We start from the raw sequence: 12,842 nt of genomic DNA on the forward strand, positions 1-12,842 counted from the left end.
ATCTCTTAATATTCCCAAGGCATTTTGACAGGATCGCCGATCTTCTCTGTCCGCAGAAGCATCTTGCCCCGCTCGGACAACTTGTCAAAGGCTTCTTTCGGAACCGGAATCGTTGCGCCTGCCGTATACCATTCACGATTGTAAATGAAGGCCAAATTCGTTCGCATCTTATCAGTGCGGTTCGGCGTCCCGCGATGCCACATCCGGATGTCGCGGATGACCATGGAACCTACATTCATTAACACTTTTTCAGAGTACATATATTTCGCGGCACGCACCGGATCTCCCCAGATATCCGTATAGCGCGTGCTATCATGGTCGAGATGGGAGCCGCCCGGCCAAATCTCCAGCGGTCCGTTCTCTTCGTTCACATCCACCAGCGGAATGTTCAACACGAGGCTGTAGGCCGGCAAGGCCACTCCGAGCTCCGGAAACAGAGGCGGCAGATCGGAATGAACATTCTGATAATCCGAGCCCGGTCCCGCCGTATCCGACGCGAAATAAGTGAGCCGGCAATCGGCGCCAAGAATCTGGTCGATGATCGACAAGGCGATCGGATTCACGATTACGGCTTCCGAGCAGAACGGCTCCACGAAAGGAAGGAACATTTGCGCACGGTTCGTGCCCGTATTGAAGCCTTTCTTCTCTGTGTATTCCTTAAAGATCGGGGCAAAAGCATCACGAAGCTCCAGCACTTGCTCTTCGGTTAACACTTCCTCCAGAAGGATATAACCGTTTTTCCGGACTTGTTCCGCCGCAATGATGAGATTGTCCTCATTCAACTTTCCCGACGCTCTTTCCGACTCGCTCAATATCATCTTCATGACTGTTTCCTCTCCTTGTCGATTTATTTTTTGAAACGAACCATAAGAAAATCATCAACCTTGGCGTGTTTCTTCGAAATGATCCGCTGTGTTCTTCCTTCCATTTCGACGGCGTAGCTGTTGTCCGGCAAAATTTCCCGCTCCGTTTCGAGCACGATGACATCTTCCGGCTGGGTGAGCCGGAAAGTCAATAACTCCTCCGACACGCCGGTGATCTCTGCCGTAGAATAAACGATTTGGACACCGTGGTAATTCACGCCCAGCGGCAGCATAATCCCGTCTTTACTTGAGAGAACTATTGGCCGACCTTCGAATAACCGTGCACCATTGTCGTAAAGGTGCAGTTCCTTATCCAGTCCGTCCAGGTTGAGCAGGTGCAGAAAACGCTCGCCCTCTTTCGTAGCCGTGGAAGTCATGAAGATCCCATGATGGGAATGATCATGCGTCAGGGAGGCCTTCGCTCCCAGCCGTTCCAGCGCGGTTCGGAAAAGCGGGATATCGCATCGGTAAGCCGCAGCGATTACAACGGCCTTGCCCTTCCCGGACTTCGCTTCGAAGGCGCATACTTCATCCGTGCCATATACACGCAGGATCGCTTCGGCTTCTCCATGATCGAAGGTTTGGGCAAAATGGCTTCTGACCTCCGGACGCGGGGCCGCCCAGCCTTCCGCATACAAGGAAAGATAATAATGTCCGTCACCCGTGCGCCTGCCCGCCGGTCGAACGCCGAGTGCATCTGCCAGAATCGTGCATTCACTTCCTTCCATGTCATACATGGGAACTTCCCCATAGAGGAGAATGCCTCCCCCGGATGCCATGAACTTCGCGAGCTTCCGCTGGATATGCCCGTGCATGTACCTGGCGGAAGGGACCGCGATGACGGGCGTCCGTGCAGGGTCGATTCCCTTGTTCTGCACGTCGACGGAACCGAACCGGTATCCGGCAAGCAGCATCGCCCGGGCCATGATTTCCCAAGCGCCATGGGAGCGGTTGGCCTCGAGATTGCTTATGATTTCTTTCATCTTCGAGCTGCCGGGATAGCGGTACTCCGTCATGAAGTAGTCTGGAATGAAGGTGAAAGCGACATCGTCGCGTTCCTCATCCATCACGGCCAGTTTGTCAGCTACGGCCATGATGGTCCGGTTGACGCGGGACATTCTCGGATACGAGTAATTGAGCTGGCCTTCCGGTCCGACCGGTGCCGCAAACCCGTGCCGCTCTCCGGTAAAGGCGACGCGGTCGTTGCCGTCGCTAAGACTTTGATCCATCCGGTAGTTATTGCCACCGCAGAACAGGTAAAAGTTGATCAGCCGATTGCCTTGGGCGATGCACATCCGCGTCTTGAAATCGACCGCGGACGGATCGTATCGACCTCCGTACGTTTCTCCGAAATTACCGTCCCCGCAATTGAATTCGTGAGACGTCAAGGGCTGATCCGGCAGATGAACCGCGTCCATAAACCCGTTGATCAAATACAAGTCCTGGAACGTATTCATGTCGAGGTCTCCGAAGTAAATGTCCGACCCCGAAAGATAACCCGGCTCTTGCGTATACGCCTCATACAACTGGCTGATCCCGATCGGATACGTGAATCCTCTGCCGCCGCCGGTTCCGTGAATGTTGATCAGGAACGGAACGCTCGTTACCCCGAACTCTTCCGAGTACCGGCGAAGTTCGGCCACATATCTGGCAAACCGGTTCCGCATGTAGGAACCTAAATCCTGATGCAGAACCTCCGTATATTCTTCGGCAGGAGATTGTATCGCCTTCTTGCGTTCATGCTCTGCCTCAAGAGAAAACGGATATCGTCCGCTTAAAGTCTCTTCGCCGTAGCGGCTCTTGAGCCAAGCTGCAAAGTCGGCCAGTACGTAGTCCGTCAAGTCGGGCGAATTGCTCACCCACGAAAGCATGCCGATCTCGTTGTCGAGCTGCACCCCGATGATATTGCCGCCTTTGCCGTTGCCGTGAAGCCTCATAGCGAGCAAGGGCATAACGGCCGCAAACCAGCTTCGCGCTTCCTGCAGAAAACCGGGGGCTAGATAATCGACGGTCTTCGTCTTGATTGGCTGCCCACCCCAAGTGACCGGCACAATCTCTGGATGTTTCTCGTACACCCAGAACGGAAGCCCCTCGTTTTTCATCTCCGCCATGATGAACGGGCCGGGACGGGCAATAAAATAAAGGCCGTTGGCGGCGCAAAGATCGATAAATCCGGCGAGGTCGAGCTCGGGACGCGTTTGACCTGTCAAGTCGAATTGCCCTTCGACCGGCTCGTGGCACAACCAGGGAATATAGGAGGCTACCGCGTTGAACCCCGCGGATTTCAGCTTGTCGATCCGATCCTGCCAATCTTCTTTCGCCAAACGAAAATAGTGGATTTCTCCGCACATGATGATCTGCGGCCGTCCGTCCAACCAAATTTGCTTGTTCTTGATTTCAACCATGGAACTCCCTCCTAAGGCGAAACGTTTCGAATTAAGGGTAATACGTTCCGGCTTATGCCGGATTTACGCCTTCGAGGATACGGAATCCCTCATGACCAGCTGCGTAGGGAGGATATAGTATGGCTCGGTGTCCTGGCCCTCAAGAATCTGGAAGATCAAATGGGCGGCCAACGCTCCGCGTTCGTACTTCGGCTGCAGCACCGTGGTGAGCGCGGGACGGACATATTTCGCCAGCTCGATATCGTCGAAACCGGTTACCGATACGTCTTGCGGAACTTTGATCGAGTGCTCCTTGAACGCCATGAGGCCGCCGATCGCCATTTCGTCGTTGGCATACATGAACGCGCTGGACAGCTTTCCTTGGGCGATCAGCATTTTGGTCATGCTGTACCCGTTTTCCCGGTTGAACAAGCCGAACTGGTGAAGCCGGTTCTTGGAATTCAATCCATGCTCCTGCAGCGCTCTTTCATAACCGCGAATTCTCATGAAATGAAGCTCGCTGATGGCCATGCCGCTGATGTAAGCAATATCGCGGTGTCCCTGTTTGATCAGATATTCCGCGGCCATATGGGAACCCGCTTCATTATCGACTTCGATGCTCACCACATATTCGCTTTCCACCTTGCGGTCGAGCAGTATCACCGGGAACTTCGCCCTCGCGGATTGCAGGATGATTTCCTCGCTGATGTTATGAGCCAGGACGATGGCGCCGTCGACCCTTTTCTCCGTCAGGAACTTGACGGCGGTCGAGGTTTCCCCGCCGACCGAGCTGCATGCCAGCAGATCGTAACCCTTGGACAATGTGACCTCTTGTATGCCTTTAACCAACTCGGAATAATAAGGCCCCGACAAATCCGTGACGATCAAGGCAATCGTACGGGTGCTGCTTCTCTTCAGATCGGACGCGATGCCGTTCTTTTGATAGTTCAATTCGCGAGCGGTGGCCAGTATTCTTTCTCTCGTTTTCTTGCTGACCTTGGTATCGTTATTCAGCGCATAGGAAACCGTCGATATCGATACGCCGGCCAGCCTGGCAATGTCTTTGATGGTAGCCATTTTTTATCCCCATTTTTTAGGAAATCCGATTTTTATTTCACCCATTATAACATGAAAACATTTCATTTATGCCCTTCCGACATTCCGACGGCCTCCAAGCCTTTCCGTACGCGAGCGTTTTTCATGAACCATTTCCAAACGAATCCGGTACGATAATTCTCGATCATCAACAGCGTGATGCCTTTATCGATGCCGATAACATCGGGCGCGAACCAAGCCGGGGTAATGGAAGTATTATAGGCGTCCTTCAACCCATAGTTACCGACCAACTCCGGAATCCCGTAATAATGCTTAAGCGCCGTGATCGACTCCTCCGGCATAAACGCGATCGAACCGAGCGCTCCCGCCGGGGCCAGTGTGCCGTCCGCCAGATGCTGGTCGTTCGATATACCGGAGGGAGCCGCCCCGTACCTGCCTTCATAGCCGCGCGGGGCATCCGAGGCGGTAAGCCCCCAAGCGTCGGGACCGTAAGTTTTGAAAGACTTGGATTGGTCGATGGAAAATTGCCGGTTGGCCAAGGAAGCGATACGGGAATTGTGCCACCAGTCGACCCCCGTTTTGTCGGCCCGCCCCCTCAGATCGAACCAAGCATGGGAGTATTGGTAAGTGAAAATCGAACCGAACCAGGAATGGATGAACTTCTCCCCATCGCCATACGAAGTGCTATGCCGGGTGAATTTATAAAACATGCCCGGGTCAACCGGATGGGTGGGAGAACCGGCGGCCAGAAAATAAAGCATGAGCTGCTCCGCGTAAAAATCCCAATGACCGGAGAAACCTTCGTTATCGCGGTAGGACATGTAGAACATGTCGCACGCCGGGTCCCGGAACCATTCCCAATCCACCCTCGCATAAATATTCTCCGCCAGCTCTTTGGCTTCCCCTCCGAAATACTCCCCAACGGTTATGGCTCCATTCAGAGCAATTGCCGTGTCGATAATCGACACCTCGCTGCCGTCGGCTTTAGCCGCATCGCTCATTTGCAGAAAGTGATAGAAAAATCCATTCCGGTGCGAGGCGTTCTGCTCCAGCGTTTTCAACGTTCCGATCACCCGCTCTTCGGCTTCTTTTCTGGAAACCCAGCCCCTTTCGGCCCCGATGGCGATCGAGGTCAGTCCGAAGCCGACGGATGCGACGCTGCTCAAGCTCGGATTGCCCGGCGCCCGGTCACGGATCAAACCGTAACCGGGACTGGCTGGATCCGTGTTCGCTTCCTTCCAAAAGAAATCGAAGCTGCTCCGGCTTTCCTTCTCGAGCAGCGGTTCTTCGACCGACTTCATCCCCGATGAAGGATCCGCATTCGTGCAGCCGCTCAGCAGTAAGGCAACCACCAAACTGACCGCCGCAAATGATTTCGTTATTTTCATGCTCATTCACCGGTAATCCCAGTCTTATCGACGACCTCTACGAACCATTTTTGCGCAAACAGATACAGAATAAGAAGCGGAAGAATGATCAGCACCGTGCCCGCCAGCTTGATCGACTCGTTGATGTTCACCTTCTGACCGCTCACTTGGCTGGAAGAGTAATTTTGGGAAAAGGACAGATCGAATTGCTGAAGCATGACCGGAAGCGTGCTCATGCTGTCCCCCAGGTACAACGATGTCGTATAGGTCTCATTCCAGTGCCAGACAAGCGAGAACAAGAACACGACGACGATCGCCGGGACGGAAATCGGGAGAATGATGCGGAAGAATGTTTTCAATGCCCCCGCGCCATCGAGCTGCGCCGATTCCTCCAGGGATTTCGGTATGGTTCTGAAAAACTGCGTGTAGATAAGAATGAACAGCGCGCTCTTGATTCCTCCGGCGAACAAGGCCGGAATGACGAACGGCAGCGGCGATCCAAGCATGCCGTACTGCTGGAACAGCAGGAACAGAGGGATCATGACCACCTGTACCGGAATGATGAATGTCATCAGGATCAGCGCAAACATCACGTTCTTACCCGGAAACGCGAACTTCGCAAATCCGTATCCGACCAATGCGCAGGAAATCGTTTGGGCGAGGGCCGGCAATACCGAATTGAGCAGCGAGGCACCGAACGATTTCATGAAATCAAGGACCACCCACGCTTTGAAGAAATTATCCATGTGCAGCGATTTAGGCAGCCATTGGACGGTGGGATCCAGCAAATCGTCGAGGCTTTTGAAACTCTGAGAAATCATGAACAGGATCGGATACACATAAACGAATCCGATACTGATCAACAGTCCGTATACGACCAGCTTGAATATGATGCCGTCGTTGCCCTGCTTACCGAGAAGAAACTTTTTGATCTTGTAACCGATTCGGATCAGCATGGATTTATCCATTTCCCGTACCGCTTTCCTGAAAGTTGTCGCTTCCAGCTTCATTGCCTTCACCTCCCTGCTTGTCTGGGGTTGTAATCGTCATTGCGCCCAAAGATAGCCACCACGATCAGCAACAGTACAAAGATTACCGTAAAGTAAATCCATGCAAGCGATGTAGCGTAGCCGAAGCCGGTATCGATTTGGAACATGTGCACTTTAATGAGCTCGATGACATCGTTAAGCGAGTTCGTGAACAGGTCGACAGTCGTGTAAATGATATTGACGAGAATGAACGGCTTGATGCTTGGCAGCGTGATTTTCCAGAAGATCTCCCATGGAGACGCGCCGTCAATGGATGCCGCCTCGTAAATCTGCGTGTTTACTTTCTGCAGGCCTGCCAGGAAGATTAGGATTTGGACGCCAGAATACCAAAGAATGACGATTAGCTGATTGATAATGTTGAGCAACGGTTCCCCCCAAGAGGGATCCATGTTCGTCTGAATATACTGAACGATGCCGTACCGCTCCACGATCGGAGCCGCAGCGGCGCCTTGCGCGAACAATTCCTTAACGACCTGACCGCTCGTGATGACGACCGGAAGGAAGAAGATCGCCCGGAAAAAGCCTTTCATGCGGATCGGCTGGTTGATGAGCAAGGCGACCAGCATGGCAAACACGATGATAATAGGAATCATAAAGATAACCGATTTAATGAAGGTCAGCAGTTCTTCCAGATACTTGGGATCGGACAGAAACGCGTACTTGAAGTTGTCCCACCCGAGCCAGGTTTTCTTGATGCCTTCGGATGAAATGATGACTTTATGAAAGCTCAAATTCAGGGAGAAGTAGATCGGCCAAGCCATGAACAGCAGAAACCCGATGAGCCATGGGGAAACGAACATGTAACCCGTCATCATTTCTCTTCTTTTCGCGAAGAAATTACGCATCGTCTTCACTCACCTCCTATCACGGCGAAATCCATTTGCGGTATCATCTTGCCTTCCTGCTGAATGCTTTCCGTCCTATAATTGACGATGATTTTGACACCGTTCGAATATACGGTTTCCACGACACCCCAGTCGAGTAAGTTTCTTTGTTCGATCGTGGCGTCCTGGACCTGCTTCAGCGCAGTATTCATCCTGTCGTACGTGACCTTGATATCGCTTCTCCAATCCGGGAAATACGAGGTGAACAAATGGCTCGACAACGTGTTTTTCAATTTCCAGGAAGAGTCGTGCGTCACGTAATAGGAAGGATAAGCGCCGTATTCCACCATTCTCAGCAAGTATTCCCGCGGGCTCGCGTTGTAGTTGAAATGCGGCGCGAAATATTCCCGGTAGCCGTGCAATACGATCTGAAGGAAAGGCACGGTGTCGGTAGAAAACATGTATTGCGACGAATATACCGGGAGATCAAACATTTGGTCCGAATATTTCCATAGGTATTCGAACGGCTGGTAGAAACCAACCTTAGCCACTTTGCTCTTCAAGGTCTGGCTCAGCTTCTCGTATTCGCCGGCGGACTTTCCTCTCGACATTTTGTTTTTCGGACGCCAATCCGAAAACAGGAGCCAGCCTGCTTTGTCCACCGCGACCGCCTCGATGCCCATTTCCTCAAACCGTTCAGCGTCGTCAGCTGCAATCCCGGCCGCAACCTTCGGATTCATGAAGTAAACGTCCATGTCCCCGCTGCTCTCGGTGTCGAACCAAACGCGGTAAAAATTCCGAAGGACCTGATTGCCAATGGTACGAATCCCGTCCGTCTTGGAGCTGAAGTTGCCGTTGCTGCCGTGGGCGTTTACGTAATCGTTGTGCAGGAACAGCGGAACGCCTTTGTCATTTAGGTTTTTCTGAAGCTCCTTTAGTCCTTTCGCTCCTCCGAGCAGATCCGGAACCGGGAACTTGTCCGGGTTATTGCCGTTGACGCCTCCGCTTCCCCAGCCCCTGAATACGGTTGTAATGTTCGGAATGCCGTCTTTCAGCAACGTATCGATGATGCCTTCCGCTTCCTTGAAGGAGGTCATCTTAACCAGATCGGTCCCGAGGAGGCCGGGCTCTTTGTCTGCGCCGAGCACTTCGACTCTCAGCGGGATGTTCACTTGCCCTTCGATTTTTTTCGAGAGAACGCCCTGGCCTTCCAGATAGTTTCGGTATGTCTTAGCCATGCCGACATAATCGGCGTCCAGCGCGTTCATGAATACGTAGCGCACTTGAAGGTCTTCTTTATTTCGGTCTTTCTGAAAGGTATTGAAGCCTCCCATGTTTTTGCTCGTCGGCTGGAAGTACGCATTGCGCAGCATGAATTTGGGCGACGCCCAGTAATATTCCGTGTTAAGCCCGCTGGGATAGGCCGTGATGCGGGAATTGTATTTCCCGTCCTCGATAATGCCGAGGAAGCCGTTCTGCTTCACCCCATGCACCATGCCGAACACTGGAATACTGATCCGCTCTTCCTCGCGGGTGAACGAGTCCTCAGGCGATTCCACCGCTTCGTCCATACCGTAAACCCGACCGTCAAAGGCTTGGTCGTACTGGGAATGCATGTTCTGGAAGCGGATTAAGGCGCCCGTGCCATCCGGTATGAAGATATAACCGGGAATCTCGTTTTTCCTTACTGCCCCTAGGAAGGGAAACGGCTGGATGAAAGCCAGCTTTCCCGTGCCCTTCTCTACGATGGATTCATCGGGAAAACGGACGACGAGCGAATCATCTTCGATTCTGACTTCCATGGTGAATGTAACGCCGATGGTTTCCAAATTGTAGGTGACCGCAATCCCGCCTTGTATCTGCTTGATCTCCGCCGTCTTTCCGCCGAGAGACTTGTAGCTGCCCCTTCTCAACATTGCGCTCTCGTCAAAGAATTCAACAAGGAACGGTGACCGGAGTGCGGAACCCCAATCCGTATTCAACTGGTCTTTCTCCAGCGTCTTCTCATCCGGAGAGGAACTCCACACATAGCCGCTCCGTTTGTTCTGGATCAGAATTCCTTGGATATCATTGGAGGCGTATAGCGCTAGTCCTGCGCTCTCCGCTTTCCGCTCATAGCCAGGCGGAATGGGCTTTGCCGCAACTTGCGCGGCGGTCTTCTGTTCCGGAGAAGTATAACTGTTGATCTTATATTGAATAGATTGGTCTACCGCCCGGGAAGGATGAGCAAATGGTTCAACCGTCTTTTTCTCATCCCCGAGCACCCATTGTCCGATCCCGAAAAATAGCAAGGAAACGAAGCAAAGGTAAACGATTGTTTTAGATGCCTTGGACACGATACTTCACCTCCAGGTACATGGAATGCACGAAGTCCATCACCTGGCTCGAAAGACCGAACAGGATGAAGGCCAACATGACCATGATCAGCATTCCGATGATCGTGAGGATAATGTTCTTGATGCTCTGTCCGATTTCATACCCATGGATTTCCTTCACCATCATAAACATGAGGAATGCGCAATACGCGACGATGAGTCCCGATAGGAAGCTATAAATAACGGCTTCGAGCTGCGTCAATCCCTGCGACATAACGGCGACCGGACCGGCAAAGAGGATATAAGGACTAAGCGCGTAGACCGACCCTTTGTAGATATCCTTGAATTTGCCTTCGCCGTCATTGATGGTGCTCACGAGATAGTTAGCGATGATCCAGGCAAAGAAAGGAACGTAAACCCTCAAAAATTCGTTGAAAATATTGAACTTCTGAACGTCCCAATCGGCAAAAAGGAAATTCGTCTGATAGATTTCGAACAATCTGACAAGGAACAGCAGAACTAACAGAATTGTGGCAGAGAAAACGGATACCTTTTTCTCTGCTTCCAACTCGTAAAAACCGTCAACCGGATGCCTCATAATCCGGAACGAATGCAGGAGCTGCATCACGAGTTTAAGGTTTCGGAACGATTTCCAGCCATCCACCACCGGCTTACCGATGTTGAATTTCCGGTACAGTTTTCTCAGAATGGCGATAACAGCAATGCCCAGGACGAAACCGATCAGGAACTTGGAGACATGCTCCATCAGCCATACCCGCCTGATTTCCCAGTAGGCGTTCGAATATTCCGTTTTGTTTCTTGCAACCCTGAACTCCTCGAGTCCCTTGTTGAAATCCCCCTGTTTCATCGCGGCCATTCCGAGCCCGTTATGCGCAAGGTCGAACATGCTGTTGAGTCGCAGTACATTCAGCCATGGCGCTTCGCTCTTGACGTATTTGCCGTCGGAATAATAGAAAATGGCTTCCTGGACGATCCGGGTGAATTCCGTAGGTTTAAGCACGGTGACGTTGTTTCTTTGTTTGTCTGCGATGAACAGCCGCCCGTCCGAGCTAACCGCAATGCCGCTGGGTGACTTGAACAATCCGAGCCGTTGGCTCCCTACGTCGTTTCCTCCGAAAATAAAGAGAATGTTGCCTTCCAGGTCGTATACCGTGATGCGGCCCCGGAAGGAATCGATGGTGTAGATGTTTCCGTAGTCGTCGATCGTGATGTCTTCCAAAGCAGAGGTCGTCCAGACATCCTTGAGCAGGTTTTTGCCTGCCACGTTCAATTTCTTAATGCCATTCGTACGTGTGGCGATGGTGCTGGTAAACACGAGCCCCTCCCTGTCGATGGCGACGTTCGTCGCGGACGGCGGAAGCTGTTTGTTCAATTTGTCCATCTGGGTTTTCGTATAGAAAATACGCTGCAAGTAGCGAATAAAGCTAAATCCTGCTTTATTTCCTCCGTAATAACCGAGAAACTCGCCTTCCTGGCTGATTTGGATCAACCCTTGGATCGTACCCTCGCCGACGACATACAGGTTCTTTCTCTTATCCGCGATTACCTTTCTCGGCTTGAACGGGTTGTTCTTTCCGTAAAGTGTAGAGTCCGGCTTGCCGAATTCCTTAAGAACCTTGCCGTCCTTGCCGAACAGATAAATTTTCTCTTTGCGATAATCCGCGACATATACGATACCTTCCTCGTCTACGAACACGCCGGTTGGCCGGGACAGCACGTCCTTCCCGATCGTCCGCAAATAGTTGCCTTGCTGGTCGAATACGACGATTCTTGCATTTCCGGTATCCGCTACGTAAATCTCGTCATTAGTGTCAATGAATAGATCTTCCGGTCGGGACAAGGGAACGTTCTCGTCTTCGCCGGCTTTGTTTTTCTCGATAATATTGAATCCGTCCACGATTCCGGCAGGCAAATAGGCGTCCTGCGTCCAGATCGGTTCCCCGCTGTCATCGATGGTGAACGTGAAATACGGCGCATTGGCTAAAGTCGCTGCAGGGTGCAGCAGCATGCAGGCGACGACGACGAACAGAATGGATTTGATTTTCACCATGATTCCTCCCTCGGCTATTTAAGCCCTGAATGTGCCATGGTATCTATCACTCTGCTCTGTAGGAAAATGAAAATGATAAGATTGGGCACAAACATGATGAGGGCGGCAGCGGCAGCGATGCCTTGACCGGCCACTCTGTTTTCAAGACCTGTTCCCGTAAGGGTCGTCATATAAAATGCAAAGGTACGGAGCGTTTCCTTGTTCATGTAAATCTCGGACGTTTCCGTGTTGTTCCAGGCCAATTGGAAAGCCAGAATGGCAACGGTAGCCATGGCCGGCCGGATGATGGGAATGACAATCTTCCAGAAAACGCCGAAGTTGCCTGCTCCGTCGATCTTCGCCGCTTCAATCAAATCGTTCGGCGTCTGGTCGACGAACTGCTTGATCAGAAACAGCCCGACCGGCAACGCTAAGAGCGGTATGATATGGCCAAGCATGTTGTCCGTCAACCCTAGCTGGTTCACGATCAGGTAACGCGGAATGGCAACGGATGCCGGAACAAACATAAGCGCGATTATGTTCGCTTCGAAGATTGCCCTTTTGCTTTTGAATTGCATCTTGGAAAGCGCAAAGCCCGCCATGGCGCTGATCAAGATGCTGAGCACGACTACGCTTGCTGTCATCACGATGCTATTGAAAAGAAAACGAGTCATCGGAATGACGGTCACGCTGGTGACGTTGATCAGGTCGTAAAAGTTTTTGAAGCTCGGATTTTCCACCAAAAACCGCGGAGGGTATAGAAACAGCTCATTCAGCGGTTTCAAGGCCTGCGAGAACATGAAAATAATCGGAAGGATCATGAACACGGCAAGCAAAATCAAAAACAGATAATATTTGATCTGGGTTCTGTGAAATCTTGTCGGGTTGATTTTGCTGCCTTGAAAGGCACTCATATCTCCATTCTCCTTTCAAC

The 12,842-nt window shown here is 51.8% G+C and carries 9 protein-coding genes; all 9 read right to left on the reverse strand.

Features of this window, described 5'->3' with window-relative positions:
* Nucleotides 1-5: 5 nt before the first annotated feature.
* Nucleotides 6-824: a phytanoyl-CoA dioxygenase family protein gene (locus E2980_RS11780; protein ID WP_135152373.1), complete on the reverse strand. Its 819-nt coding sequence runs from the start codon at nt 822-824 to the stop codon at nt 6-8.
* A 23-nt stretch (nt 825-847) separates the two neighbouring features.
* Nucleotides 848-3,268 carry a beta-galactosidase gene (locus E2980_RS11785; RefSeq protein WP_135152374.1) on the reverse strand — a complete coding sequence of 807 codons (2,421 nt, stop codon included), beginning with the start codon at nt 3,266-3,268 and terminating at the stop codon, nt 848-850.
* 63 nt (nt 3,269-3,331) lie between these two features.
* Nucleotides 3,332-4,324 (reverse strand): LacI family DNA-binding transcriptional regulator, encoded by a 993-nt coding sequence (locus E2980_RS11790; protein WP_135152375.1) that lies wholly within the window; start codon nt 4,322-4,324, stop codon nt 3,332-3,334.
* A 62-nt stretch (nt 4,325-4,386) separates the two neighbouring features.
* On the reverse strand, nt 4,387-5,697 hold the full coding sequence (locus E2980_RS11795) for a glucoamylase family protein (RefSeq protein ID WP_240702998.1): 1,311 nt from the start codon (nt 5,695-5,697) through the stop codon (nt 4,387-4,389).
* Nucleotides 5,694-6,680 (reverse strand): carbohydrate ABC transporter permease, encoded by a 987-nt coding sequence (locus E2980_RS11800; protein ID WP_240702999.1) that lies wholly within the window; start codon nt 6,678-6,680, stop codon nt 5,694-5,696. The genes E2980_RS11795 and E2980_RS11800 overlap by 4 nt, the downstream gene beginning before the upstream one ends.
* A 5-nt stretch (nt 6,681-6,685) precedes the next feature.
* Complete coding sequence (locus E2980_RS11805; protein ID WP_135152377.1) at nt 6,686-7,564, reverse strand: carbohydrate ABC transporter permease; 879 nt, start codon at nt 7,562-7,564, stop codon at nt 6,686-6,688.
* A gap of 5 nt (nt 7,565-7,569) precedes the next feature.
* Nucleotides 7,570-9,879: a DUF5696 domain-containing protein gene (locus E2980_RS11810; protein ID WP_135152378.1), complete on the reverse strand. Its 2,310-nt coding sequence runs from the start codon at nt 9,877-9,879 to the stop codon at nt 7,570-7,572.
* Complete coding sequence (locus E2980_RS11815; protein ID WP_167747093.1) at nt 9,863-11,926, reverse strand: YIP1 family protein; 2,064 nt, start codon at nt 11,924-11,926, stop codon at nt 9,863-9,865. Before E2980_RS11815 ends, E2980_RS11810 begins: the two co-directional genes overlap by 17 nt.
* A gap of 17 nt (nt 11,927-11,943) precedes the next feature.
* Nucleotides 11,944-12,822 carry a carbohydrate ABC transporter permease gene (locus E2980_RS11820; protein ID WP_135152380.1) on the reverse strand — a complete coding sequence of 293 codons (879 nt, stop codon included), beginning with the start codon at nt 12,820-12,822 and terminating at the stop codon, nt 11,944-11,946.
* Nucleotides 12,823-12,842: the final 20 nt, after the last annotated feature.

The organism is Cohnella luojiensis, from assembly GCF_004564235.1.
Lineage (GTDB): Bacteria > Bacillota > Bacilli > Paenibacillales > Paenibacillaceae > Cohnella > Cohnella luojiensis.